This is a genomic window from Enterobacter sp. 342, from assembly GCF_036663495.1.
Taxonomy (GTDB): domain Bacteria; phylum Pseudomonadota; class Gammaproteobacteria; order Enterobacterales; family Enterobacteriaceae; genus Enterobacter.
Window position 1 is genome coordinate 1 of sequence record NZ_JAWUEI010000007.1, and the last position, 26,256, is coordinate 26,256.

The 26,256-nt window shown below is 49.6% G+C and carries 17 protein-coding genes, 1 tRNA gene and 7 pseudogenes; 9 read left to right on the forward strand and 16 right to left on the reverse strand.

Features of this window, described 5'->3' with window-relative positions; genetic code table 11:
* The coding region (locus tag V6E55_RS25785; RefSeq protein ID WP_071528444.1) for an IS1 family transposase at positions 1–62 on the forward strand (62 nt) is incomplete at its 5' end.
* Positions 63–337: 275 nt separating this feature from the next.
* On the opposite strand, the pseudogene V6E55_RS07515 reads toward V6E55_RS25785, so the two are convergent.
* Positions 338–1,040 (reverse strand): annotated as a pseudogene (locus V6E55_RS07515) (IS5 family transposase); the annotation flags it as partial.
* 654 nt (positions 1,041–1,694) lie between these two features.
* Between V6E55_RS07515 and V6E55_RS07520 the strand changes: the two are divergent.
* Positions 1,695–1,826 (forward strand): annotated as a pseudogene (locus V6E55_RS07520) (DNA primase); the annotation flags it as partial.
* Here the strand turns inward: V6E55_RS07520 and V6E55_RS07525 are convergent.
* A pseudogene (locus V6E55_RS07525) lies at positions 1,819–2,385 on the reverse strand (FUSC family protein); the annotation flags it as partial. The pseudogenes V6E55_RS07520 and V6E55_RS07525 overlap by 8 nt on opposite strands.
* A gap of 152 nt (positions 2,386–2,537) precedes the next feature.
* On the opposite strand from V6E55_RS07525, the gene V6E55_RS07530 reads away from it, so the two are divergent.
* Positions 2,538–3,332: an AraC family transcriptional regulator gene (locus V6E55_RS07530; RefSeq protein WP_229222964.1), complete on the forward strand. Its 795-nt coding sequence runs from the start codon at positions 2,538–2,540 to the stop codon at positions 3,330–3,332.
* Between the two features lie 280 nt (positions 3,333–3,612).
* Positions 3,613–4,119, forward strand: coding sequence for an AAA family ATPase (locus tag V6E55_RS07535; RefSeq protein ID WP_316942519.1), 507 nt, complete (start codon positions 3,613–3,615; stop codon positions 4,117–4,119).
* A 941-nt stretch (positions 4,120–5,060) separates the two neighbouring features.
* On the opposite strand, the pseudogene V6E55_RS07540 reads toward V6E55_RS07535, so the two are convergent.
* A pseudogene (locus tag V6E55_RS07540) lies at positions 5,061–5,369 on the reverse strand (transposase); the annotation flags it as partial.
* Between the two features lie 66 nt (positions 5,370–5,435).
* Here V6E55_RS07540 and V6E55_RS07545 point away from each other — a divergent pair.
* A pseudogene (locus V6E55_RS07545) lies at positions 5,436–6,442 on the forward strand (IS110 family transposase).
* A 225-nt stretch (positions 6,443–6,667) separates the two neighbouring features.
* Here V6E55_RS07545 and V6E55_RS07550 read toward each other — a convergent pair.
* A pseudogene (locus tag V6E55_RS07550) lies at positions 6,668–6,784 on the reverse strand (transposase); the annotation flags it as partial.
* A 696-nt stretch (positions 6,785–7,480) separates the two neighbouring features.
* Here V6E55_RS07550 and V6E55_RS07555 point away from each other — a divergent pair.
* Complete coding sequence (locus tag V6E55_RS07555) at positions 7,481–7,996, forward strand: CSS-motif domain-containing protein (RefSeq protein WP_192478204.1); 516 nt, start codon at positions 7,481–7,483, stop codon at positions 7,994–7,996.
* Positions 7,966–8,994 carry an EAL domain-containing protein gene (locus V6E55_RS07560; protein WP_192478205.1) on the forward strand — a complete coding sequence of 343 codons (1,029 nt, stop codon included), beginning with the start codon at positions 7,966–7,968 and terminating at the stop codon, positions 8,992–8,994. Before V6E55_RS07555 ends, V6E55_RS07560 begins: the two co-directional genes overlap by 31 nt.
* Before the next feature lie 599 nt (positions 8,995–9,593).
* Here the strand turns inward: V6E55_RS07560 and V6E55_RS07565 are convergent.
* Together V6E55_RS07565 and V6E55_RS07570 are read right to left on the reverse strand one after the other, a co-directional pair.
* Complete coding sequence (locus V6E55_RS07565; RefSeq protein WP_192478206.1) at positions 9,594–11,591, reverse strand: BCCT family transporter; 1,998 nt, start codon at positions 11,589–11,591, stop codon at positions 9,594–9,596.
* 337 nt (positions 11,592–11,928) lie between these two features.
* A complete protein-coding gene (locus V6E55_RS07570) occupies positions 11,929–12,300 on the reverse strand; it encodes a winged helix-turn-helix transcriptional regulator (protein ID WP_225622831.1) in 372 nt (123 codons plus the stop codon).
* A gap of 121 nt (positions 12,301–12,421) precedes the next feature.
* Here V6E55_RS07570 and V6E55_RS07575 point away from each other — a divergent pair, with 121 nt between their 5' ends.
* On the forward strand, positions 12,422–13,165 hold the full coding sequence (locus tag V6E55_RS07575) for an SDR family oxidoreductase (RefSeq protein ID WP_192478207.1): 744 nt from the start codon (positions 12,422–12,424) through the stop codon (positions 13,163–13,165).
* 145 nt (positions 13,166–13,310) lie between these two features.
* Here V6E55_RS07575 and tnpC read toward each other — a convergent pair.
* The 8 genes and pseudogenes from tnpC to V6E55_RS07615 form a co-directional block, all read right to left on the reverse strand.
* Positions 13,311–14,704 (reverse strand): annotated as a pseudogene (tnpC, locus tag V6E55_RS07580) (IS66 family transposase).
* A 19-nt stretch (positions 14,705–14,723) separates the two neighbouring features.
* Positions 14,724–15,071 (reverse strand): IS66 family insertion sequence element accessory protein TnpB, encoded by a 348-nt coding sequence (gene tnpB / locus V6E55_RS07585; RefSeq protein WP_063145389.1) that lies wholly within the window; start codon positions 15,069–15,071, stop codon positions 14,724–14,726.
* Complete coding sequence (gene tnpA, locus V6E55_RS07590; protein WP_063145388.1) at positions 15,068–15,724, reverse strand: IS66-like element accessory protein TnpA; 657 nt, start codon at positions 15,722–15,724, stop codon at positions 15,068–15,070. Before tnpA ends, tnpB begins: the two co-directional genes overlap by 4 nt.
* Before the next feature lie 561 nt (positions 15,725–16,285).
* On the reverse strand, positions 16,286–17,728 hold the full coding sequence (locus V6E55_RS07595) for a hypothetical protein (protein ID WP_125125484.1): 1,443 nt from the start codon (positions 17,726–17,728) through the stop codon (positions 16,286–16,288).
* Complete coding sequence (locus V6E55_RS07600; RefSeq protein WP_125125483.1) at positions 17,700–18,761, reverse strand: nucleoid-associated protein; 1,062 nt, start codon at positions 18,759–18,761, stop codon at positions 17,700–17,702. Before V6E55_RS07600 ends, V6E55_RS07595 begins: the two co-directional genes overlap by 29 nt.
* 218 nt (positions 18,762–18,979) lie before the next feature.
* A complete protein-coding gene (locus tag V6E55_RS07605) occupies positions 18,980–20,227 on the reverse strand; it encodes a tyrosine-type recombinase/integrase (protein WP_125125482.1) in 1,248 nt (415 codons plus the stop codon).
* Positions 20,228–20,421: 194 nt separating this feature from the next.
* Positions 20,422–20,497: transfer RNA gene (locus V6E55_RS07610), tRNA-Phe, on the reverse strand.
* Positions 20,498–20,592: 95 nt separating this feature from the next.
* A complete protein-coding gene (locus V6E55_RS07615) occupies positions 20,593–21,309 on the reverse strand; it encodes a DUF554 domain-containing protein (RefSeq protein WP_316942521.1) in 717 nt (238 codons plus the stop codon).
* A gap of 181 nt (positions 21,310–21,490) precedes the next feature.
* Here V6E55_RS07615 and V6E55_RS07620 point away from each other — a divergent pair, with 181 nt between their 5' ends.
* The gene (locus tag V6E55_RS07620) at positions 21,491–23,626 is read left to right on the forward strand and encodes an ornithine decarboxylase (RefSeq protein ID WP_316942522.1); all 2,136 of its coding nucleotides are present in this window, start codon (positions 21,491–21,493) and stop codon (positions 23,624–23,626) included.
* A 54-nt stretch (positions 23,627–23,680) separates the two neighbouring features.
* On the opposite strand, the gene V6E55_RS07625 is transcribed toward V6E55_RS07620, so the two are convergent.
* Positions 23,681–24,373 (reverse strand): response regulator, encoded by a 693-nt coding sequence (locus tag V6E55_RS07625; protein WP_316942523.1) that lies wholly within the window; start codon positions 24,371–24,373, stop codon positions 23,681–23,683.
* A complete protein-coding gene (locus V6E55_RS07630; RefSeq protein ID WP_316942524.1) occupies positions 24,363–25,988 on the reverse strand; it encodes a sensor histidine kinase in 1,626 nt (541 codons plus the stop codon). The genes V6E55_RS07625 and V6E55_RS07630 overlap by 11 nt, the downstream gene beginning before the upstream one ends.
* Positions 25,989–26,256: the final 268 nt, after the last annotated feature.

Sequence of the window (26,256 nt, forward strand, 5' to 3'; positions counted from 1 at the left end):
AATCGGTGGAGCTGCATGACAAAGTCATCGGGCATTATCTGAACATAAAACACTATCAATAAGTTGGAGTCATTACCGAAACATGAAAGCAATTTTTCTAAATTAGAATATGCATTCTAATTTAACGTATAGGAAAGGAAATTGAAACCATTTTTGCCACGGGATGTGGTATTCAAAATTTAATCAACTGTCAACCCATGGGGTAACGGGTAAATGGATGTTATGTAACATGATGATACTAATGTGTTTCAAGGTCGTCCTTTAGGCTGATTCAGGTTTGCAGACAAATCTCCCTGCATCAGGTCGGAATATATCTCATCAGACTGAACGTAAGAGTCTATCTCAATAGGACTTTATTCCAGACGAACGACCACAGGCAAAATGCAAGATGGCCTTGTAATTTTCGGCTTTCTTTTCCCATCGGGTCAGGACTCGACGAAAGCGATTCATCCAGCTATGCTTCCGATCAACTACCCAACGATGGGCTTTGAACTCCATGATTTTACTGGCATCAGACTCCTCTTTACGGGACTGGATGTGCGGCTCGTAGAGGCGACTCTTTAGATAGGTTTTCAGCCAGCCTGCTTCGTAACCTTTGTCCAGGCAGAGCCTGACTTTTTGACCCGGACGGCCTGTCTGAAGGGCATTGAGTGTATCTGCAACCCGTTTGATGTCGTGCATATTCGCTGCTGCGACGACCAGTGACAGAGGAAGCCCGTTAGCATCCGTCAGCTGGTTGCGTTTTACGCCTTGTTTCCCTCTGTCCGTGGGATTGCGGCCAGTTTTTTTGTTCCCGACGGCGGCGATTTGGTCATACAGCCGCCCATTGACAACCATGACCAGTCAATGCCGTCCAGATGTTCACAGGCAAGCAAACCGCTCTGCCAGAAGCGCTCAAAAACACCTGCATCACGCCATTCCTGGAAGCGCCGGTGTGCAGAACTCGATGGACATATCCCGGTAGCATTCAGTGCGTTCCACTGACAGCCAGTTCTGAGGACGAAGAATATGGCATCCATTGCAGCACGGTTATTCTTTCTGCACTAACGGCAGCCATTATGCCGGTGAAGCAAATATCCCAACGCTCGGCTTCGGGCCATCACGGGAGAACTTAGCTCATGTGATCGATGAATACATCGAAGTGAAACAACTGCTGGGCGCATCACAGGGTTACTATGCGTTGGCAAAAGCGTTAACTAAATCTGAAAGTTGAGCCGCCGATGTCGTTAGAGACAGCTTGATTGCGAAGGCTTTCACGTGCAGAACGCCCGATTCCGACTGCGCAGAGCATACTGATGTTCTGTGCGTCGGAACGTGTTTGTTCAGATTGATGCCGGAACGAGACAATTTAAGAACAAACCGCCCCCGGTTAGCAGGATCGTCTCGTCCGGCAGGAAAGCATGCTAACACCTACATGAAGTTCCTGTCAGTGCCAGTCTCCGACTCAACACCACCAATCTGCATTTCACCACTGCGAAGTAAGGGGCGCAACGTCCGGCTATGAAGGGTCAGATTTTTTCTCCTGTGTACTTTTTGTTCTCCATATCTGCATCCGGTTAATCGTTTCCCGACACAACCCGTCCCGCAAGGGTGAAGTGCACGCATGCAGCGCCCTTGCTGGACAGAACGACGCCGGGAAAGCGAACCGTCAGGCGATACGAAGACGAAAATCATACACTGACGGAGAAAAAACCATGACGATTTCCTTGCATACAACCCGGACAAGCACCCCTAACACCGCAGCGGCGACCAGCGTATCCCCGCTGGACCCGTCAGGCTCCTCAAAAACGAAATTTTCTAAAACCAGAACTGACATTTATCAGACTTGCCCGCCAGAGTATCGGCAACATGCTGTCGTGCCGCGTGTAGCGTCTGCGTCAATTTGCTGTTGAACAGGCCTGATATCCGACTTGGCAGAATGTACCGGTGGATCAGCGCGGCGCAGACGATACCGATCGTTATCTCCTGCACCCGGATGATAGCAATGTTAAACACCGAGCCTGGGTCGGATACGGCGGGAAAGCCAATCAGGCTTGCGGTGTAACCGGCCAGTACAAAGGCATAGGCGCGGGGAGTACGGTCAAGCAGGGATAACCAGAGGCAGAAGGCTATCCAGCCTGTCATCATCACGCTACATAAAATAGGCATATTCACAAACGTGGGTACGATCAATACCGTTGCCCCTGCGCCCGCCACGGTGCCGGCCAGGCGATAAAGACACCGGCTCAGCGAAGCACCCACCGAGGTTTGCGAAACAATATAGACGGTGATGATGGCCCAGGAGGGCCGTTCCAGGCCAATCGATAGGGCGATATAATAGGCGAGCATTGCAGCGGCAAAACTCCTGAGGGAATAGAGCAGGGCATGGGCGTCGCTCAGTAGCATGGGAGTGATTATGCTGCCTGACCAGCGGCGTATCGCGTGCCAAAAAGGGACGTGTTGGGGGATGATTGTATTCATGCCGAGAATTATTCCCGGTTTGCACACGTCACTAAATACTCTATTCTGTCAAAAAATACCTAAATGTTGCCAATAACATGACATCCCGACTTGCCAATACCTTTTTTGATCCCGACAGCGCGTCGAGCCCGGCAGTCGCTCGTCATATCGATTTCGTCGATTACGCAGCCGAAGTGCCGGTTCATACGCACCGTAAAGGGCAGTTGATTATTGCTCTGTATGGGGCGGTAATTTGTCGTGCGGAAAACGATATCTGGATTGTGCCACCCGATTGCGCGGTGTGGATCCCCGGCGGCGTTCCTCATAGCGCCAAAGCGACCTGGAATGCGCACCTTAACTATCTGTTTATTGAACCAGGCACTGCCGCATTGCCGGAAAAATGCTGCACGCTGGCCATTTCACCGCTGATTAAAGAGTTAGTTGATCGTTTAACGAATGAAGGCGTTGATTACGTACCACAGAGTCATGTTGGCAGGCTAACCAGAGTGACACTTGATGAACTCGTGACCATGCCACAGAAGAAATTGAGCCTGCCGGTCTCTGCGAACCCTAAAATTCGTGCTATGGCCGATGCGTTAGTCAGCAATCCAGACGACCGGAGTACATTCAAGGTCTGGGCAAAGCGACTGGCACTCAGCGAACGCTCGTTAGCACGCTTAATGCTGCGTGAAACCGGTCTGACCTTCGGTCGCTGGCGTCAGCAACTGCACTTGATTATTGCCCTGCGGGAGCTGGCAAGTGGGGTGTCAGTACAAAATGTGGCAGCAAACCTGGGGTATGAGTCGGTTAACGCATTTATCACCATGTTCAGAAAAACCATGGGCAGTACGCCAGCGCACTATTTTTCTGTTCGCAAAACGGCGGATTCATAGGCCTGATAAAGTGTGAGGCTCTTGATTTACGCGTGGGCAAGATGCGGGCAAGCTTAGTGAGTTGAACGTCTGCTATGAGCGAGAAACGGACATTCAGCTTAAAAGTGAAAAAAGTGCTGATTTTGCTTTCAGCTCCTGTTAACTTGAATGAAGATGAAAACAATCTCTGTGCTATTCCATTCAATCATTATTATCACCTGTCGAATTCAGGTGGGATAACGTTCGCCATTTTCCCGCCGGTAAGGCGGGCCTTGCCGGTAACAATCCAGTGAGGTAAATAATGGACAAAAATACAGTAACGACGCCTGAAAAACCTGTTCTGCACTTGTTATGTGGAAAAATTGCATCAGGAAAATCCACATTGTCAGCAAAATTAGGAGCATCACCTGGGACCGTAATTGTCAGCGAGGATCACTGGCTGGCTGCTCTCTTTGCCAATGAAATGCAATCCATATCTGATTATGTGCAGTGTTCATTAAGACTGAGAAATGCTATGAAGCCTCATCTGGTGTCACTACTAAAAGCTGGTTTATCAGTAGTTCTTGATTTCCCGGCAAACACAAAAACAAATCGTGAATGGATGATGAGCATTATTAAGGCGTCAGGTGCCAGTAATCAGCTGCACTATCTGAAAGTATCTGATGAAGTATGCAAATCACGCTTACACGCTCGTAACGCAGAAGGAGAACATGAGTTTTCGGCCTCAGATCAACAATTTGAAATCATAACGCGTTATTTCTCAGAACCAGCAGTTGATGAAGGGTTTGATATTATTGAATACAGCTGAATCTGCCTTACTACACATAAGCCGTCAGCTGGCGGCTTTGTTAATTTTTCCATCGTTTACAGCTCTACACGATTCAACAGTGTATTCAACGTCCGCTCCTGGCACGAAGCGGACAAGTTACCTGAGCTGAAGGTCCACTACGTGCGAGGAGCAGACATACCTGAAACATGGACTTTTATGCAGTCAGATAAAAAGGACAGAAATGCTAGCAAAATCGCAGGTAAATTAACAAGGAGAAGATAACACTGATGCTGTTTTGCATATAGGGTATAGATAACCGATCTATACCCTAACCATCTTATTTACCAGTGGATTTACTTGGCTTTAATCCCGGAGTATTACCGGGAGTATCTTTATTATCACGCCGGCGTTGATCCGGTTTACCTGTCGATTTGGCGATTGGTTTAGGACCTGGCTTAAGACCCATGATAGTTATCCTTCATATGTTTGAGAGAAAATCTCCCAAAGTTGGTATATGGGAAATAGTAGAAATTATCAAGATGGGTAAATCACCTATTTATGATTAATTCGTCATTGTTTGAGCGATGTCAGTTTGTTGGTAAAAGCAGTCAAAATGCAGATGGATGGTAACGGCGTAAGAGTATCAATGCTTACCGGCATTCCTGTTTGCTGAGGTGATGGTATTAGAGTCCGGTCAAAATGGACTTCTGTTTAGCCACATGAGGACTGACTATCGTGAGTGTTGTCCGTTATCAGGGCCGAGTATGATCTCAGATTGCTTCATTTCAGCCCTGAAGGATACACAAGAACCCCGTTCGGTCCGCATTGGACCCACGGAGGAGTCAGAAACTGTAGCGCACTCAGAACCTAGGTGTAGCCAGACTGCAAGAGCGTACTGATCGACCAGAATTCACTTGCTGCTGCTGTGAGTAATAGCGTGACCAGAATGAGTACGATGACCGACGTTATTCGCTCAACCCGGCCACTGCCTGCAACGCGACAATAACGGGTTCGTCCCGCATTGTATCCGGACGGTAATGGTAAACCGTTCTGCTCAGGTTCGGACTTCGGCAGGCCTGAAAGATACTGAGTCCAACTGTCGTTTCAGATGAATGACCAGCTCACGCTTACAGGCTGGTTTTAAAGCTTTTTTTCGATGACGTCTTTAAGTGCCCGGCACTCAAGGCTGAGATCAGCAAACATCTGTTTCAGACGTCGATTCTTATCCTCAAGGTCTTTGATTTTTTAATATCGGCCGCTTCCATCCCGCCATACTTTGCCTTCCAGTTAATGGGATGGACTACCTCCTCCCGCTACGGTTAACTGTACGAAATGCGCTCACCAGGAGAATCACCATGAATATCGTATTTCTGGGTATTGATCTGGCTAAAAATGTTTTTCAGATCTGCGGGTTAAACCAGGCCGGCAAACCGGTTTATACGAAACGCACTGCCCGAAAAGAATTGCTCCAGACGCTGGCAAATATTCCTGCATGTCTGATTGGGATCGAAGCGTCCACCGGGGCATTTTACTGGCAGCGTGAGTTTGAGAAACTGGGTCATAACGTAAAAGTCATCAGCCCCCAATATGTAAAACCTTTTGTCCGTGGGCAAAAAAATGACGGTAACGATGCGCAGGCGATAGCTGTGGCTCTGATGCAACATACGATGCAGTTTGTTCCACCAAAAAGCCCTGAACAGCAGGATATTCAGGCTCTGCACCGTGCAAGACAGCGTATTGTCATGCGACAGTCTGTCAAATCCGGGGACTGCTGCTTGATCGGGGAATAACAATCGGCGCGGCAGTCTCAAGAGTTCGTCGTGCTGTTTCGCTTATCCTTGAAGATGCTGAAAATGGTCTTAGCGTTAGAATGTGCAGGACGATTGCCGAACTCTATGATCTCTTTAACGATCTCGAGCGTCGGATCCATTTTTTTGATAAGAAAATTGAAACAGTATTCAGGCAATCAGAAGCCTGTCAGCGTATCGCCAAAGTTAAAGGCATTGGCCCTAAAACGGCCACGGCCGTTGTTGCTGCTATTGGCAAAGGAACTGAATTTAAGAATGGCCGCCACTTTGCTGCATGGCTGGGTCTGGTTCCACGCCAGCATTCGAGTGGCGACAGGCAGGTGCTGATGAATATGACGAAAAAAGGCGACAAGCATCTGCGAACACTTTTTATTCATGGTGCCCACGCTGTCGTCAGGGTTGCCACGAATAACAATGATGGTCATATGAATCAGTGGGTTAACCAGTTAAAGGAACGGCGCGGATTTAATAAAACGACCGTGGCGGTCGCTAACAAAAACGCGAGAATAATCTGGTCGATGCTGAGAAATGAGACCGAGTATCAGGTAGTGTGAAATTAATCCCCTGCCAGCAAAAGTTGCAGCGTACTGAGAAATGGTGACAGGTTGCACCTGCACAATCGGAACCTGACTATTATATTGGCCTCAGAGGCCGTCCAGTTGTTGAGGCGATTGTGTGTGGATTACCCATTTGGGCACAGATTTTCCTGATGCCGGATAGATGTAAGCAACAACCCAAAACCAGATTCAGTACTTGCAAAACGGAGGTAGTCCATAGATGTAGTAAGTGGCTTCAGAGATACCGGCCTCCCGGCAGACATCTTGAACGGTTCGTCCGGCTTCAACCGACTTAATCGCAGCGATGATCAGATGCTCAGTAAAACGGACTTTACGCATAGCGATCTCCTTCGTTGGCAGAGTGATTATGCTGGATGATCACTAAATATGAATGGCACGATTATGCGGGATACTTACATTTTCTTACCGACGTTAATGTTTTTCACGAGCACCGACTCTTGGCACTCAGCGGGCAGACTCTAAGCATGGAAGATCTTCCGAGAGCGTAAAATAGACCCTGGAACAGCGATAAAGTAAAATTTTATGGCTTCAGTACTTTTTAAACCATTAGTGGTTAGTAACATATTCTATAGTGAATAATCAGATTGATGGGGTAAATGAATAAAATAAGTATACTAGTAAGCAAAACGTTAGCATCGTCTTTAATGATCTCAGATAACCAGGTTTAAATAGCTATAATGAGCACAAATCACTATTAAAAAAGGTAGGGATAGTTAACTTTTACTTCAATGTGATAGCTTCATTGAAACGTAACTAATTGATTTGTTGTAAGTGTTATGCCTGATAAGCAACTATTTCATAAGTTATGTTGTTATACCTACTAAAATTATTCTTGTGATCGCGTAAAAAATAATTTACATTCAAGCTACTATTGAATTTACTCTGGGTAACAGAACGTTATCATTTTTTCGAAGCAGAGTTATAACCGTATCTGATTTGATAATTTAACACTGATCGCCGCCAAAACAAAAAAAGTAGTCAATGCTAATCATTTAGACTTTACTGAGGCTTAGTATGCACAGGAAAAAACAAAAAATTCTGAAGCCGTTAGCCTTTCTTGGTGTGGCATTTTTGGTTGGGGCAATTTTAGATTGCACCATTTTTGTTCGAGATCAAAATGAGCGAAACAGAACTACGGCTATCGAACTTACCTCAGTGATTGAGAAAATCATTGCTTATGCGGATGACGTGAATACCAGAGTGCTTAAGCTCCCCTATAGTAGTAATTCCTGCGAACGACAGTTACCTGAGATTAGGACCATTATTACAACGACGCCTTTTATCCGCTCAGTACTTACAGGAAATGGTAATACCATCACATGTCATTCGTTAATCGGTAAATTGAATGTGGTTGATACTCAAAGAGAGTATCAGGGTGGTAAACTTGCCCTGCTGTCCGGAAATCTGATACAGACAAGGCATCCTATTTTATTAGTGAGAGATATACGTGGCTCATTTTTTCTGTTTCTGCCATTGATGGTGTGTATGTTCAGACAGTTATGCAGCAACTTACGGAGTCAGGATCAGTAATACAATTTACGATTGGTAATGTAAATCTGCATTCAGATGGTTCATTGAGCTGGGAATCCTATTCCGGTAAAACGGTTGCTTTTCAGAAGGTATCTTCAGACAGATACCCCTTTGATCTGAGTGTCAACCTGAATAATTCGTCGATTCTCGGTGCCTGGTTTATGTATCAAAAAATGCATATCGTCCTGATGGCGCTGCTCTTTGTTGTTCTCTCCGGAGTAGTGCTCTTCCAGGGCAGAAAGAGTTTTAGTCTGGATGATGACATTAAGCTTGGGATTAAGGGTAATGAGTTTATTGCTTATGGCCAACGTATTGTTGACCTCGATAAAAATAGCGTGTCGGGAATGGAGATTCTGGTTCGGTGGATTCATCCAACAGAGGGCATCATTCGTCCCGATCTCTTTATACCTCACGCAGAGCGGTCAGGGATGATTATTCCAATGACCCGAAGTTTGTTTGTTCAGGTTGCCAACCATATCAACAGCTCCAGTGTGCCAGACGGTTTTTATTTTTCATTCAATATAACAGCAAAACATTGCACTGATATGGGATTGTATGATGACTGCATGACTTTTCTGGAAAGTACAAAAGATAAGAACATCTCCCTTGTACTGGAATTAACAGAAAGAGAAATGGTTCCTCAAAATGAACAGACACTCAGATTGTTCAAAATGCTCAATGACGCGGGCGTCATGATCGCCATTGACGACTTTGGTACTGGTCATTCCAGTCTCTCTTATCTTCATAACCAGCACATCACCGTACTGAAACTGGATCAGTCTTTTGTTGCCAAGATTAATACTGATGCGGTTTCCGGGATCTTGATTGACAGTATTATTGAACTCGCTCATAACCTGTCCCTGAAAATAATCGCAGAAGGTATCGAAACTAAAGGGCAATCCATTTATCTGAAAAGGAAAGGCGTAAAGTTTGCGCAAGGCTATCTGTACGGAAAACCTCAACCCGTGGATGAGTTGTTGTCTTCATTGAGAAAATGAGGCGGAGCAGTCTGGTTTGAAGAAGGGGCGTTTCTGACGAGCCTTGATAATTAACAATCCCACCCAAATTTTGCCAGAAACGCCGGCTTAGTTTATGTCAGATGTGTATATACCATTAACCATTTACGACTGGATTTTTCCTGTTTTAGCCAGGGTTACGGTAAATTAGTTCATTTTGATTTATCGATAAAATCTGGCCATATAACGAAACCGAGACTAGGTTTATATTGCTTCATCTGAAATTTATTGCTTATCTTATGGTTATGTGGTGCCACAGTCAGGACGAGATCGTGGCTTCCAGGGAACACAGCTGCCGGATGTAACGTGGTTCAGGTGAATGGAAAACCTTTTAAAGGGGCACTGAAATCATTTCTTGTTTTATTTAGAAGTTGCGCAACTCATTGCCCGCACCCCGCGGCATTTTTTACGGTTACATTATATGTTTGCGGGAAGTATTTCAGAATACAACCTTTGCGGTTAATTAATATCGTATTCAGTGCCAGCAAAGCCAGCGGTTTCTGGCTCTATGTTATTCACCGTGTTTTTATCAATCAGTGTTTAATATAATGCCATCTCTCGGGATGGCATTATATGGTCTATCAGCGTACCAGATGGAGGAAATGCAGATGCTTCTCGTACTGGTCCAGAATGTCGTTAATGAGCTGCTCCTGATTCCAACCCATAACATCATAATTCTGACCGCCTTCTTTCAGATAGACATCTGCCCGGTAGTATTTATGCTGCTCTGCCTGAATTTCATCGCTGTCCATTGCTGCCAGCGCAAAGGCTGGCGAGTTATAGCCGCGAAGACGGACCTCATAGATAAAGTCGAGCTCATTACCCAGGTCCACTTCAAACCGAAGGCGGTCTTCGCTGGCGTTGCTGATATGACTGTTTGTCCCCTGTTTGTTTAGTTCTTCCTGTACAAGCCCCATCGCTGGTTCAATAACGTCGTCCATGAATCTTTTGACCAGGGACCGTTTCGGCAGATAGGCAATATTTCTCAGCCTGCGCTGCCAGGGGATCGGATTACGGGCTGCAGTGGGGGCGATGGTGGCCATGCTCAGGCTTTCACGTTTTGTTAAATCCCGGCGTAGCGCTTTCAGTAATCCATAGATGGAAATCAGGAGTATCACTGAGAAGGGCAGAGCACTGGCTATGGTCACCGTCTGTAAAGCGCTGAGCCCGCCCGCAATCAGGAGTGCTACTGCTACTGCCCCCATCATGGCCGCCCAAAAAATGCGCTGCCAGACCGGAGTGGTTGTGACACCTCCGGATGCCAGGGTATCGACCACCATCGCTCCGGAGTCAGCTGAGGTGACAAAGAAGACAATAACCATCGCCATCGCGATAAACGAGAGCACGCCTGAGAATGGGAAATGCTCAAGGAAGTTAAACAGTGCGAGGGCGACATCCTGCTGTACCGTATCTGCCAGGTCAGTCGCCCCCTGAAGCATGATGAGATAAATTGCGCTGTTACCAAAAACGGTCATCCACATCAGCGTGAACCCGGCCGGAACAAAGAGTACGCCGGTGACAAACTCACGTATCGTTCTGCCACGCGAAACACGGGCAATAAACATGCCAACGAAGGGAGACCATGACAGCCACCACCCCCAGTACAGCAGTGTCCAGCCACCCAGCCAGCTACTGGATTTCGGCTCGTAGGCATACAGATTAAACGTTTTGCTGACCAGCTCAGACAGATAGCCACCGGTGTTTTCGACAAACGATTTCAGCAACAGTACCGTTGGCCCCAGGAACAGCACCAGCGCCAGCAGCAGAACGGCCAGCCCGAGATTCAGTTCGGACAAAATACGGATGCCTTTATCCAGTCCTGTCACGACAGAAATGGTTGCCAGTCCGGTAATAACAACGATCAGGATCACCTGAACGGTTTCGTTAACGGGGATCCCGAACAGATGATTCAGGCCGGCATTAACCTGCAGAACGCCGTATCCCAGAGAGGTTGCGACACCGAACACTGTACCAATGACCGCAAAAATATCGACAGCATGACCTGCCGGGCCATAAATACGGTCGCCGATAATGGGATACAGTGCTGAACGGAGTGTCAATGGCAGGCCATGCCGATAGCTGAAAAAGGCCAGTATCAGCGCCACGATGGCATAAATTGCCCAGGCGTGCAGACCCCAGTGGAAAAAGGTCAGACGCATTGCCTCTTTTGCTGCCTCCACGGTTTCGGGGGTTCCTGTCGGGGGAGAAAGATAGTGCATGACGGGCTCTGCCACCCCGAAGAACATAAGCCCGATGCCCATCCCGGCAGAAAACAACATGGCAAACCAGGAGTGGTAACTGAAATCGGGCTGGGCATGATCGGGGCCAAGTTTGATGTCACCGTAACGGGACAGCCCGAGAAAAGTGACGCTGAGCAGGATCAGTGCCACTGCCAGAATGTAAAACCAGCTGGCATTTGTGAAAATTTGCTGCTGCAGTAGTTTGAATTTTTTATCAGCGAGTTCCGGGAACAACGCCGCAAAGACAACAAGAAGGACGATCAATATTGCTGAAGGAAAGAAAACAGCCTTATTTATCTGGCTCCCGGATTTCTGTGGGGTGCTTTTTGTGTCACTCATATCCATATCCACTTTGTCAGGTTTGAGACTGATCTCAAAGAGGTCTGAAGGTTAATTTTGGCATAGAAATTATCCCTGTGCCGCTTCGTTGCCGGACAACTTTAGTTCCGGCGTTAACACCGCTCTTGTTGCGCCTCATTCTGTTTAAAAATACTCCGAATCTCACTTTCTGATTTCCCTCAGCAGTAAAAGCCACCATAAGAAGATCCCCATGTTGTAAGTATCCCCGCAAAAGTAAGCGTCGCATACTGACCGTGTTGACGCTCGCATGGAGGTGTATCAGCTCAGACTTTAGTTGATAGGTTTTGTTGATTTAGCATAATCAATCTGACAAGGACTACTTTGAGCGAAAATCGGACGTTTTGCTCATTGATCCTGCGTTGGCATTCATCCACTCAGCAAGAGAATCGAGTGTCGGACGCAGCGATTTGCCCAGCTCAGTTATTTGATACTCAACTCTCGGTGGAACTTCAGCAAACACAGTTCTGTTAACCAATCCACGAGTTTCAAATTGCCGCAGTTGGCGAGTAAGTTCTTTCTGAGTAATAGGGCTGACAGCTCGTTGTAACTCACTGAAACGAACAGGTTCGCCTAATAAAATGAGACGATAGAGGATGGGGATCGCCCATTTACCAGCTATCAGATTCACAAAACTAACCATCGGGCAGCCTGTGTTGCTCTCTATTAAATCTGAAATATTTTCTTTCATTGGACCCTCATCTTATGCCATAGCATTCTATAAGGTTACTTAGTATCCATATAGTTCCTACTTCCCAAAGGATACTAAAGGATGAATAATTACTCCACTACTTAAACGTGGAGTTCAGAAAATGGGCCGACTTGATGGTAAATATGCACTGATTACTGGTGGCACCAGCGGTATTGGTTTAGAGACAGCACGTCAATTTCTGGCAGAAGGAGCGAAGGTTGCCATCACTGGTCGCAGTGAAAAAAAACTACAAGAAGCAAAAGAAGAGTTAAGCGACGTAATTCTTTTTCAAACTGAGTCAGGCGATATTCCTCAACAAGCTAACCTGTCGGCAGCGTTAGAGAAACTATGGCCAAGACTTGATATCTTATATATAAATGCAGGGGATGTTACGCATAAGCCGCTGGAACTCTGGGATGAGCAGACTTACGATGCTCTCATGAATACCAATCTTAAAGGCCCGTTTTTCCTGATAAAAGCACTGCTTCCAATATTATCCAATCCGTCCTCCGTTATTGTTTGTGGCTCAGTTAGTGCGCATATTGGTTTTCCACAAAGCAGTGCTTACGCTGCAAGTAAAGCCGCGATACTTTCTCTGGCACGAACTCTCTCCGCAGAGCTTCACCCGCGTGGAGTCCGTGTAAATGGTTTAAGCCCCGGCCCGACTGAAACACCGGCATTAAACAAAGTTGGGGGCGAAGTGGACAAAAATAAATTCAGAGAAGATATCAGAGCACTGGTACCCATTGGGCGTTTAGGTACACCCTATGAATTAGCTAAGGCAGCTGTTTTCCTGGCTTCTGATGAATCTGCATTCATGGTTGGTACTGAGCTACTGGTAGATGGTGGAGTTGGGAATCTTTAGCTGAGTGATATCCGATAGCCTGATTGAAAAGGATCAGGCTAACCCGTTCCTTACTAATCATTACAGTAGAAATTTAGCTACTTCTGCCTCTGGCACAGAGCAGCCAGTCAGATTAGATCCAGCTCTGTGCCATAACTGCGTCGGGTCAAATCAGCAGAGGTAAGTCGGCCTTCCACGGCAGCAGATCGCGCAGCCGGTTCACCGGCCAGTCCTGGATGTGGCCGATGACGTAACGCAGCCACGCCTCCGGCTCCACACCGTTCAGCCGGCAGGTGCCGATCAGCGAGTACAGAACCGCTGCACGCTCCCCACCTGCGTCTGAACCGGCAAACAGCCAGTTCTTCCGGCCCAGGGCGACACACCGCAGCGCGTTTTCCGCGATGTTGTTGTCGATTTCCGCCCAGCCATTGCTGCAGTACAGGTTCAGCGCGTCCCACTGCTTCAGCAGGTAGGCGAAGGCCTTCGCCGTATCCGAGTGGCGTGACAGCACCTTCATCTGAACCTGTATCCAGTCGTACAGCGACTGCATCAGCGGCACGGTCTGCGCTTTCCGGACCGCCAGTCGTTCCTCTGCCGGGCTTCCGCGTATCTCCGCCTCGATGGCATACAGCTCGCCGATGCGCTTCAGCGCTTCGGTGGTGACGTCGGTCGGCGTGCGGGCATGGACGTCGTGGATTTTCCGCCGGGCGTGCGTCATGCAGGCCGCTTCCGTAATGCGGCCGTCTTCGTACAGGGCGTTGTAGCCCCCGTACGCGTCCGCCTGCAGGATACCGCTGTACCCGGCGAGATGCTGCTGTGGATGAACGCCCTTACGGTCCGGCGAGTACGCGAACCACACCGCCGCCGGGAGCTGCGACCCTGCGTGGCACGACTCAACTCCAAGCCCTGACGGCTGTATATCTCCGACTGACGATAGTGTGGCGTGTGCTCCGCGAACTTCGCCGTGACGATGTGCGCCAGCAGGCCGGGGCCGGCATAGCTGCGCTCGATGGGTTTTGACGGCATGGGGGCCTGAACGATGTGGTCACAGCGGCAGCAGGCAAGCTTAGGCCGCCGCGTTTCGATGACCTTAAAGGCGCTGCTGATGAGCTCCAGCTGCTCCGATACGTCGCAACCCAGCGCGCTGAGCTCGCCGCCGCACGCCGGACAGGCGGTCTCATCCGGAGACAGCGTGCGGGTTTCGCGCGGGAGTGAGGCCGGCAGCGGTTTGCGGGCGGAAGACTGGCGCAGCGGCTGTGGCAGTACCGGGTCATGCTGCTCGCCCAGCACTTCTGCCATCTCCTCCTGCAGGGCATTGATGCGCTCCTCTGCCTCGCGCACCTGGCGCTGCGTTTTCTCACGCAGCTTTTCGGAGCTTTTGCCGAACTGCATGCGCTGCAACTTAGCGACCAGCGCCTTCAGCCGGTTGATTTCGCTGGCGTACGCCGCCACCCGCCGTGAGAGCAGGCGGTTATACTCCGCCATCTGGCGGATGGTGTGCTGCTGCGTGTCCAGCAGCGCCCGGAGACGGGCATTTTCGTCGGAGAGTGAGCGTGCCATGTGCTGACTTTACTGCAACTCATATGCGCAGGCCAGGGCGTTCCGTCCGCTGCGGGTGCTTCCAGTTAATGCCTTCCAGCAGCATCGCCAGCTGAGCCGGCGTCAGATGCACTTTGCCCTCGCGGGTGACCGGCCAGACGAAGCGCCCACGCTCCAGACGTTTGGTGAACAGGCACAGGCCGTCCCGGTCTGCCCACAGTACCTTTATCATGTCACCCCGACGTCCGCGGAAGATGAAAAGGTGGCCGGAGTATGGTTCATCTTTGAGGACGTTCTGAACCCTTGAGGCCAGACCGTTGAAGCCGTTACGCATGTCGGTCACGCCGGCGACCAGCCAGATACGTGCGCCTGCAGGAAGGGAGATCACCGCTGACCTCCCTGCATTTCCCGGATAAGCATCTGCAGAAGTTCCGGCGTGAGTGTCCCGCGGATACGCAGCGTACCGGCGGGCAGAACCAGTTCGCAGCAGGGAGACGCTTCCGCAGAGGGGGGCAGCGCGCTCACCGGTCTTTCGGCAGCGGTCAGCGTCACGGGGAACAGTGCTGGCGTATTGGCCGGAGTCCCCAACAGCCCCAGCTGATACAGCCGGCGCCAGTTGAACAGCAGATTGTCATTGATGTCATTTTCGCGGGCAAGCTGCGCCACGCTGACGCCCGGCATCATCGATTTCTCCACCAGGGCGATTTTGAACTCCCGGGGGAAGTTGGGGCGGCGTGGCCGCCTGTGAACTGCCGGTGTTTCAGCAGCGGCAGGGGGTACGACGGGAAGAACGGACGATTTTCGGGAGGCCTGCCGGTACAGGCGTTTATCCAGGCTTCTGGCATCTACGCTGACCGGCAGAGGCCAGACTAGTCCAGCATTCTTAAAGCGAGCGAAGAGTTCGCAGACGGTGGTTTTGGGGATGCCTAACCTGCGACCCGCTTCTATTCGCGAAAGATTTTCATCAAAATGAAGGCGCAGAGCCTCAGTAATCCATGTCCGGTTTTTCACGCGATAATGTCCATTAAAAATGATGGACATTATTGTCCCGCAACGGGAGTCTACCGGACAGACGGTCTACATGAGCCGCTTACCTGCAAAACGAACCATTAATTTTTTAAGAGTCTCTAGGCCGCCAACTTCCGCTTGTGGAACGTAACGGACCGCTTGAAGAGGCGTGTGGTCTGCTAAGAGCTGTGAGTTCACAGTTTGACAAAAACATGACTAAAATCGTGGCTTGTTAAATAACAGGTAAAGGGATATTTATTTTTTGTTGATTATTATTACAGTTGTATCGGGAGGTTAACTAAAAATATATATTTATCATGGGTATAGAGTTTTATGAAATTGCTATCCTACCTCAGATTATTGGGCTGGCCTAATCTATAGATCAGGTTTCTGTGTCCTGAATTATATTTTCCATACAGGCATTCCTGTTTGCTGAGGTGACGGTATTAGGTCCCGGTCAAAATGGACTTCTGTTTAGCCACATGAGGACTGACTATCGTGAGTGTTGTCCGTTATCAGGGCCGAATATGATCTCTGATTGCTTCATTTCAGCCCGGTAGGATGCACAAGAACCCCGTTCGGTCCGAACAGGGCTCACGGGGGAGTCAGAAACTGTAGCGCACTCATAACCCAGGTGTAGCCAGACTGCAAGAGCGTACTGATCGACCAGAATTCACTTGCTGCTGCTGTGAGTAATAGCGTGACCAGAATGAGTACGATGACCGACGTTATTCGCTCAACCCGGCAATATGACTGCATTGCGGCATTAACGGGAAGGCCCGCCAGCTCCTGATAATCCTGTTCATCCAGAAAACCATATAACTTATTTCTCCAAGTGGTTCTGTTTTTTCCCAACAGTGAAAGGGAATGTCTGTTGATATAGACCGACATCCCGTATGAGATGGCGATATATAGGGCCAGTGCACAAAATGCCAGGGCATACACTTTTTGCGGACCACTTGCCTTCAGAGACTCCAGACTGTAACGAAGAACCAGCGTGCTGATAACCAGGGCCATATCTTTCCACAACGCGGAGGCCAGATCCCGCGACTGCTGTAGAATTTTCTGGGTCTCCTCCGCTAGGCTTTTTCGCAAATCGGCCAGCGATTTCAGGGTGTCTTTTCCCCCCGTCCGGATATGGGCCTTGTAGAGCAGCCTGGCTGACTCTAGCGCAGGGGGGAGCCGGTACACAATGCCTTCACAGAACGTGATACCCTCCGGCCATTCTCTGGCCAGTTCGCTGGACAGAAAGGTATGTTTAAGCTCAATTTCGTCCCCTTCCAGAAAAATCCATTTTGCCGTTTCCTGAATGACATCAAAGGCGGGCAGAGCTGCATGTTCTTCCCCGAAAGGGATTTTCCGTGGTGGTTTTCCGGACAATCCGACTTTTTTTATTTCGGCGGAAAAAAGCTCATTGACGAAACACTTCAACAACTCCCGGCAGGCGAGCGACGCCCAGAGCTTCATTGGTTCGTCGGTCATTTTATCACCGGATATCAGGAGCCAGGGGGCAATGGTATCCGGAGGAAGAAAATCGGTTGAAAAACACCTGATAATACTTTTTGTGAGGGAGACTGTCCGTACGGGGACGTTGATTTCACTTGCCTCCGGCTGCATCTGTTTCCATGGCACAACCTTCCACTGTTGTGTTTCAAACGATTCATTGACAAACAGGGCGTAGATACGGTGATACTGACGAAGCCTGGGATCCTGGAGTAAAAACGTGCGCCACCCTTCAAGGGTGAAGAGTCGCAGGATCCCGGGGATCTCATCGCTGATTATGGTGATAAAGTGCTTCTGACCGGGGACACCCTGTGCGGGGTGGATATCATCCCGACTTTCATCAACAAAGGTGATCCGAAGGTTTTCAGCATCAGTATCGATCACTTCTCCCCATAACTGAAGGATGTCATTATCCATGGTTCCGGAAATGAACAGTTTCCGGGTGGTTGTTTGCTGATCTTCCGTGATCACCAGATCAGATGCGCGGCGTGAGCAGTCAATTGCCTTACCGATTTTTTCCAGTATCGATGTCATCTGTCACCAGCCCAGCAGTCACAATCACTATACGTTTTCGCCCGTCTTCCATCGTTTCGATATCCGGGGCATTATCCTCATCGTAGATAACGATAACATCTTCCAGTGTTTCCAGCTTTCTTTTCCGTGGCTTAGGGATGTTCTCAGGGACGATCCGGAAAGATTCACCTGAAATGCCCAGGTCTTTTATTTTTCGGGTGAAGGATTTGACCAGTGGATGATCTTCTTCCATCGGTCCAAAAATCTGGTTCAGCAGGGAAAGCGGCTCATCGGTATTAAAATCCTGTGCCCCGTGATGTAACGTTTCATAAATCTTGTTAACACCGCTGCGTCTGATGTCGTCTGGCAGCATGTCGCGGTGCTTTTTGAAGACATCCTTAAGCGCGGCAACCAGTTTGTTGCTGAGGTCGGTTGTACTGTTGACTCGTTGTACCTGCAAAAAACGCTCAAAATAAACGGAGATATTGGTTCGTTTGCTGCGATCCCGTACGACAACCTGTCCACCCTGAGCATCTGCCGTCAGGCGGACCAGAGCAATTTTCTGCATGGCTTCCGCTTTCTTGACGAAGCTTTCGCGGAAACGTTCGAGTCTGGGGACCTGAAACTCGTTTCCTTCTTCATCCAGCACGTAACGCACCACATCTTCATTATCATATTTAATGAGAGCAAACAGTTTTTCATCGTTGAGGGTGTGAAGCTCAAAAAGAAAGAATACCCCCATACTGGCATTCTTGGTGTGATGGTGAGACTGAAAATCGTTTGCAAGAAAAGTGGACTGTTCGGTGAAACTACTGGTGTCGGTATCGGCATGGTTCCTGATGAGGCGCAGAATACGCTCTGTATTGGACAATTCCGTAAACCGGAACATGTTACCGCTTAATGCAGATTTAATCCGCTCGAGAAAAAAATCGACGTGTTCAGGCGGTGATATTTCACTGAGCAGCACGGGGATCTCCAGCTCTCCGCCAACGACATGGAAAATCATTCGTTTTATTGTCAGTCCATTAATTTCTTCATCCGTTAAAAAGCTCATAGCGACATCCCGTTATTTTGTGTCTTATATTATCATTAATTGCTGTGACAGGCTTTAACTTGGGTAGTATAGGTAATCCATTGTCCCTGCGTAAAATATTTCAGGACAGGGTCAGGTGTTAGTGAGCCTCCAATACCTCTGTGAAGAAAGGTATACAGGGAAAAAAATAAAATAAGGAAACATTCTCCCGGCATTTCTGCCGGGAGAAAAGATTATAATTATTGTCTGGCGTAATCGAAAGGTGAGACCGGCTTTTCATGGTTTGCATCCAGAAAATCCCCCCACCACTGCAGCATGAGCCTGCGTTCATCCAGAAACTCCGCTTTATGAATGTAAGCTGCACGTACGCCATTACGTTCCTGATGGCTCATCTGGCGTTCAACAGCATCTCTCGACCATAACCCTGACTCAATCAACGAACTACAGGCCATTGCCCGGAAGCCGTGACCACAGACATCGACCTTTGTATCGTACCCCATCAGGCGTAATGCGTTATTCACCGTATTTTCACTCATGGGTTTCCACGGATTGTGATCGCCAGTGAAAATCAGCTCATATTCCCCGCTGATGGCGTGGATCTCTTTCAGAATCTCCAGCGCCTGAGTCGAGAGTGGCACCAGATGCTCTGTCCGCATTTTTGAGCCACGATGGGAATACTTCACCCCTTCAATAGGTTTCCGCTCTGGAGGAATGGTCCACATGGCTTTCTTGAAGTCGATCTCAGACCATCTGGCAAAGCGAAGTTCACTGGAGCGGATGAAGATAAGCAGGGTAAGTTTAGTTGCCAGTCGGGTGAGAGGTTGTCCTCTGTAGGTATCCAGTCGTTCAAGTAGCTCTGAAATGCGATTTAAGGCGAGGGCAGGGCGATGCTGGCGTTTCACCGTCGTTAAAGCGCCAGCCATATCCACGGCAGGGTTATAGCTGATAATGCCTGACTGGGCAGCATAGCGCATGATTGCAGTGATACGCTGCTGAAGGCGGGCTGCAATCTCATAAATCTCTTTAGCTTCGGCTGCTTTAACGGGGATAAGTAAATCTGGAGTCCTGAGAGTGGTAATATCGCGTGAGCCGATAAAGGGAAAAACATGGCTCTCGAGACTTTTCAGTATCTTCTCACTATGTGAGGCAGACCATTTTTTGTTGCTCTTATGCCACTGACGGGCAATGTGCTCAAATGTATTTTCGACATCTGGTACGGCTTTCTTTGCTCGTTTCTGTTCGCAGGGGTCAATACCATCAGAAATGATTCTTCTGGCTTCATCACGTTTCTCGCGTGCTTCAGATAAAGAGACTACAGGATACTGACCGAGGGCCAGTGTTTTTTCTTTACCAAGATGGCGATAGCGAAGCCGCCAGTACTTTGAGCCGTTCGGATGGACCAGCAAATGCAGGTTGCCGCTGTCGGCTAGTTTATACGGTTTCTCATCCGGTTTAGCTGCCCGAATTTTGGCGTCAGTCAGTGCCATAGCTGGGTTCCTGGTTGATTTGAGGGTACAGAATTTTATCGAATCAGACTATACCCTCAGTTGTACCCTCGCAAGGGACTTGATGCGGGTTGAGGTTGATTGAGTCGGGTGGAGTTAAGGGATTGTTGAAGTGTTGATTTTGGCGGGCTTAGAATGCAAAAACGGACCTCCGTGGAGGTCCGTTGATATGAATTTGGTGCCCGGACTCGGAATCGAACCAAGGACACGGGGATTTTCAATCCCCTGCTCTACCGACTGAGCTATCCGGGCAACGGGGCGCATTAAACCCGATCTGCCCTCAGTCGTCAACGAAATTTGTTGTTTTCGTTACAGACTGCGCAATCTCTCACCATTTAGCCGCAAACTTAAGCGAAAAGGTGTGTCCAGAGCGCAGAGAGCGGCATGGCGATCAATAGTGCGGGCAGCATATTCACCACGGCAAACATCTTAATTCCGCAGATGCGCAGCCCGGTTGCCAGCAGGAGCAGTCCGCCAACGGCGGTGAAATCGGCCATCATCGCCGGCGTTGTCAGCGGGAGAATCAATGTGGCGCAGGTAGCGAGCGCCAGTTGGATTACTAGCATCGGGACGCAAATCACCGTAACGGCGACGCCAAGTGTAGTGGCGAAAATGGTGGCGGTGAAGAAATCGAGAAACGCTTTTGCAATCAATATGCTCGGATCGCCGGTCATCCCTTCCTGCATCGAACCAAAAATCCCCGTACCGCTGGCGCAAAACAGAATAATGATTGCTACATAGTTCTGAATAAACGACTCATGCGAACCGTGTTTCGCCTTGCCGCCTGGTCGGGAAATCAGGCTTTTGGCTCTACTCACCGCACTGTTAATGCCTTTTTCCAGATAGCAGAATTCGCCAATTAGCGCGCCGAGCAGAGTCGCCAGCACCATCACCGGCAGGTTGGCGCACTTGATCACCAGCAAAATGCCAATCCCTAACGATGCCAGTCCGAATATTGAGGGCATAGATGAGCGAATACGCTCCGGCAACCGCTGACTCAGCACTGCGCCGAGAACACCGCCCAGCAATACGGCTCCGGCGTTGATAAATGGCCCGATAACCACGCTTAACTCCTGTTACTTAATCATTGGTATTGCATGATTATGACATGTTAGCGCTGCATTACGCTTGGCTTTGGGTGGTTTAATGCATAATGATTCCTTCTTGCACCTGAAAATAAAAGGTGACATTATTGCGCGAATTTTCTCCTTCCTGTCTCACCACTCGGTGAGGGTAACTGCGCTTATGAAAACCATGAAAATCGCCGTCAGCCGCGAGCTGGTCTCTTCTGTGTCTACGCACCGTGAAAAGGTGACGTTGGACAATACTGATTTCACCGATGTGGCGGCAGTCGTTGTTTCGACGGCTGACAGTCGCAGCGGTATTCTTGCGTTGTTGAAACGTACGGGCTTTCAGTTACCGGTGTTCATTTTCTCGCAAGAGCCAATGGAAGTGCTGGATGGCGCTGCCGCAGTAATCTCGGGAAAAGCTCAGGAGTTTCTGGAACTGGAAACTGCTGCCAGCCGTTATGAAGAGAATCTGTTGCCACCCTTTTTCGACACCCTGAGCCAGTATGTGGAGATGGGCAACAGCACCTTTGCCTGTCCGGGACACCAGCACGGAGCATTTTTCAAAAAACACCCAGCAGGGCGGCAGTTCTATGATTTCTTCGGGGAGAACGTGTTCCGCGCCGATATGTGCAATGCTGATGTGAAACTGGGCGATCTGCTGATCCATGAAGGTTCCGCCAAGCATGCGCAAAAGTTCGCGGCTAAGGTGTTTAACGCGGATAAAACCTACTTTGTGCTAAACGGTACGTCGGCTGCCAACAAGGTGGTGACTAATGCGCTGCTGACCCGCGGCGACCTGGTGCTTTTTGATCGCAACAATCATAAGTCCAACCATCATGGGGCATTGATCCAGGCAGGTGCCACGCCTGTCTATCTCGAAGCAGCGCGTAACCCGTTTGGTTTTATTGGCGGGATTGATGAGCACTGCTTTGATGACGCTTATTTGCGGAACCTGATCCGCGAGACGGCTCCGGAGAAAGCCGACGAGGCGCGTCCGTTCCGCCTGGCGATCATTCAGCTTGGCACCTACGATGGCACGATCTACAACGCCCGCCAGGTGATCGACAAGATCGGTCATCTGTGTGACTACATCCTTTTTGACTCGGCCTGGGTGGGTTACGAGCAATTTATTCCGATGATGGCGGAAACATCCCCGCTGTTACTGGAGCTGAACGAGAACGATCCGGGTATTTTCGTGACCCAGTCGGTGCATAAACAGCAAGCCGGGTTCTCGCAAACCTCTCAGATCCATAAAAAGGATAACCATATTCGCGGTCAGGCACGTTTCTGTCCGCACAAGAGGCTGAACAATGCGTTTATGCTGCATGCCTCCACCAGCCCGTTTTATCCGCTGTTCGCAGCGCTGGATGTGAATGCCAAGATCCACGAAGGCGAAAGCGGACGCAGGCTCTGGGCCGAGTGTGTTGAACTGGGCATTGAGGCGCGCAAGGCGATCATTGCCAACTGCCATATGATCAAACCGTTTATACCGCCGGTGGTGGCGGGTCGGCCGTGGCAGGATCATCCCACACACGCCATTGCCAGCGAACGCCGCTTCTTCAGCTTTGAGCCGGGCGCCAAATGGCACGGGTTTGAGGGGTATGCCAGCGAGCAGTATTTTGTCGACCCTTGCAAGTTGCTGCTGACCACGCCGGGAATTGATGCAGAAACGGGGGAGTACACCGGGTTCGGTATTCCGGCGACCATTCTGGCGCATTACTTGCGGGAAAACGGCATCGTGCCGGAGAAATGCGATCTCAACTCGATCCTGTTCCTGCTGACGCCAGCCGAGAGCAGTGAGAAGCTGGCGCAACTGGTCGCGATGCTGGGCCAGTTTGAGCAGCATATTGAAGACGATACGCCACTTGCCGATGTTCTGCCGACCATCTACCAGAAGTACCCGGTGCGTTACCGGGATTATACCCTTCGCCAGTTATGTCAGGAGATGCACGATCTCTACGTCAGTTTTGATGTGAAAGATCTGCAGAAGGCAATGTTCCGTAAAGAGAGCCTGCCTGATGTGGTGATGAATCCGCAGGATGCCAACCAGGCGTATATTCGCGGCAACGTAGAGCTGGTGCGCATACGAGATGCGGAGGGACGAATTGCTGCCGAGGGGGCGCTGCCCTATCCGCCAGGCGTACTGTGCGTGGTACCGGGTGAAATCTGGGGCGGGGCGGTACAGCGTTACTTCCTGGCACTGGAGGAGGGCATCAACATGCTGCCGGGATTCTCACCGGAACTACAGGGTGTGTACAGCGAGAAGGATGCCGACGGGATCAAGCGGTTGTATGGGTATGTGTTGAGATAGTGCGGGCTGTTGCCCTCACCCTAACCCTCTCCCACAAGGAGAGGGAACATTCCATCAAACCGCATTACGCCTGTACATCCTCCTCGGATGCCCAATCTTACCGTACAGCATCTCCACCGTCAGAAACCCCGCCTCCACGCAGTGCTCCAGATAGCGCCGGGTAGTGGTTTTACTTAACCCGGTTTCCTGAACCACCTCATCGACTGAAAAACAGTGTGTGGCCTGCTCGTTAAACAGCGCCTGCACCCGCGCCAGCGTATTTTCCTCAATGCCTTTGCTGCCGTTGTCCTGGCGGTAGTTTTTCGCCTGTAACTGATACAGCGAATCCACGTTTTGCTGGTCGACAATCTTCCAGACGCGCTGTTGCTCGGCGAATTGGACAAACCGCTCCAGTGACTGACTGAGCCGCTTCCAGGAGACGGGTTTGAGGATATAGTCGAAAGCGCCATTACGAATAGCCTGGCTGCAGGTGTCCATATCGCTGGCGGCGGTAATGAAAATCACCGAGCAGTTGGCGCGGGCGAGCATGGGGTTATTGATAAGCGAGATACCTTTGCCATCAGGCAGGTAGTTATCCAGCAGCATGAGTTGTGGCTGTTTGCTTTCAAGCTCAATCTGAGCCGCCGCCAGCGACGAGGCGATACCTACCAGTCTCAGACGCGGATGTTTACTTATCAGTTCCGCGTGCAGTTGCGCCAGTTCGTTCTCGTCTTCAACAATCAGTACGTCGATAAGTTCATGTTGCATAGTCGGTGTCTTCCAGTTGCCGGGCGATTCCCGTGGCAGGGATAAACAATGAGAAAATGGCGCCGCGCGGAGTATTATCGGCAACTTCTATTGCGCCCCCAGCCTGCGTGACATAGCTTTCGATCAGATACAGGCCAATCCCATGATCGCCGCGTGTTTTGGTGGTGATACCGCGTTCAAATATCCTGTCACGGATCTCCGGTTTAATGCCAACGCCCTGGTCGGCCACTTCTATAATCAGTTCCTGTTCGCTGAGTTTTATCAGCACTTCCACCGGTGCATGGGGCTGCGGTGAACGTTGTGTCGCTTCAATGGCGTTATCCAGCAGGTTCCCAATAATTGAAATCAGCTCTTGCTCCCCAAGGGGCAGGAACGGTCTGTCCAGTCGACAGGCCGGGTCGAAACTCAGTTCGACCCCTTTCTCCCGCGCACGGGCGGCTTTCCCCAGCAGCAGGCCGCACAGGGTCGGGGAACTGAAGCGTGAAGAGATAAAGTCCAGCAGCTCCTGGGCGTGCTCAGACTGCGCCTGAATGTAGCCAATCGCCTCTTCATAGCGCCCCATATGCAGCAGGCCGGACAAGGTCGTCATCCGGTTTAACTGCTCATGGCGCATGATGCGCAGGTTATCGACATAACGCTTAACCTGGCTGAGTTGAGCGCTAAGCGAGTCTATTTCATTGCGATCGCGGAAAGTGATCACCCAGCCCTGTAACTCACTCTCAAGCATGATGTGTACCCGGCTGGCAATCACCGTGAGATCGTTAAAACGGCAAATCTCATCATGGGTATCTTTCGCCAGCATCGTCTGCGTGTCGAAGAACGGGACCGGATCGATCACCTGGCTAATCAACTGCCCGCGCAGTTCGCGTGCTGGCTGGCTCAGACCCAGTAGTTTTCGCGCTGCCTGGTTAATCACTTCAATGCGCCGTTGATCGTCAATGGCAATCACCCCTTCATAAATAGACTCCATCATCGCCTTTTGCTGGCGCACCAGCAGGCCGATCTCTCGCGGTTCGAGGGAGAAAATCTGCTTCTTAATGCTGCGGGTAAAGAACCAGGAGAAGATGAAGAGAGCTATCAGCAACAGCACGGCGGCAATCAGGATATTGACGACTTTACTGACGGTAACGGTCTCAAGGTAGCTGGTGAGATAGCCTACCGAGACAATGCCAACCACTTGCCCGGCATCGTTGAAAATAGGGGCTTTACTGCGTAGCGAAATGCCCAACCCCCCTTTACGGATGGTGGTGATACTTTTTCCCTGTAAAACGGCTTCGTTGTCTCCGCCAACCAGCGTTGTGCCGACTCTGTCAGCAAAAACGGAATGAAAAAGGTGCTGTCCCTTATTATCCCCAATCACAATAAAGCTGGCGTCACTGTGTGAAGCTATTTTCTGCATAAAGTTGTGAATACTTTTGATATCTTTTTGTTCAACTTCATCGCGTAATGTAGGAATAATCGCAATTTCTTCTGCCTGTATTTTGGCACGCGCACTCATTTCCTGATAAAGCTGTTTGCCGACGTCGACATAATAATATCCACCCAGTAACGCAAAAAGTACTGAGAAAAAGGCAACCAGCGAAATAAACAGCTTGATCTGGAAAGATACTTTCATAACTATCACGCGAGGTAGCAACAAAGAAAGCCAATATATCATCTTTTTTCGAGTGGATGACTGCTTTGCCGAAAACTTGTGATCCCTTGCACAGCGGGGGCTGTAAAAGATTTATCCTGAAGGCTTATGTGCTTCAGACCGAACAATAAAATGTTATTTGTTTGTTCAGTTCGGAAAAGAAACCATAAAAACCACGACAATAAATAAGGTGTTAATCACATTAAATAAAAGAAACCATTAAAACCATAGCTGCCATTAAAACTTCGCT

Coding starts and splice junctions, on each gene's coding strand:
- V6E55_RS07530 (WP_229222964.1), top strand. CDS start 2,538: ATGACATCCCGACTTGCCAATACCTTTTTTGATCCCGACAGCGCGTCG.
- V6E55_RS07535 (WP_316942519.1), top strand. CDS start 3,613: ATGGACAAAAATACAGTAACGACGCCTGAAAAACCTGTTCTGCACTTG.
- V6E55_RS07555 (WP_192478204.1), top strand. CDS start 7,481: ATGCACAGGAAAAAACAAAAAATTCTGAAGCCGTTAGCCTTTCTTGGT.
- V6E55_RS07560 (WP_192478205.1), top strand. CDS start 7,966: ATGCAGCAACTTACGGAGTCAGGATCAGTAATACAATTTACGATTGGT.
- V6E55_RS07565 (WP_192478206.1), bottom strand. CDS start 11,591: ATGAGTGACACAAAAAGCACCCCACAGAAATCCGGGAGCCAGATAAAT.
- V6E55_RS07570 (WP_225622831.1), bottom strand. CDS start 12,300: ATGAAAGAAAATATTTCAGATTTAATAGAGAGCAACACAGGCTGCCCG.
- V6E55_RS07575 (WP_192478207.1), top strand. CDS start 12,422: ATGGGCCGACTTGATGGTAAATATGCACTGATTACTGGTGGCACCAGC.
- tnpA (WP_063145388.1), bottom strand. CDS start 15,724: ATGTCCATCATTTTTAATGGACATTATCGCGTGAAAAACCGGACATGG.
- V6E55_RS07595 (WP_125125484.1), bottom strand. CDS start 17,728: ATGACATCGATACTGGAAAAAATCGGTAAGGCAATTGACTGCTCACGC.
- V6E55_RS07600 (WP_125125483.1), bottom strand. CDS start 18,761: ATGAGCTTTTTAACGGATGAAGAAATTAATGGACTGACAATAAAACGA.
- V6E55_RS07605 (WP_125125482.1), bottom strand. CDS start 20,227: ATGGCACTGACTGACGCCAAAATTCGGGCAGCTAAACCGGATGAGAAA.
- V6E55_RS07620 (WP_316942522.1), top strand. CDS start 21,491: ATGAAAACCATGAAAATCGCCGTCAGCCGCGAGCTGGTCTCTTCTGTG.
- V6E55_RS07625 (WP_316942523.1), bottom strand. CDS start 24,373: ATGCAACATGAACTTATCGACGTACTGATTGTTGAAGACGAGAACGAA.
- V6E55_RS07630 (WP_316942524.1), bottom strand. CDS start 25,988: ATGAAAGTATCTTTCCAGATCAAGCTGTTTATTTCGCTGGTTGCCTTT.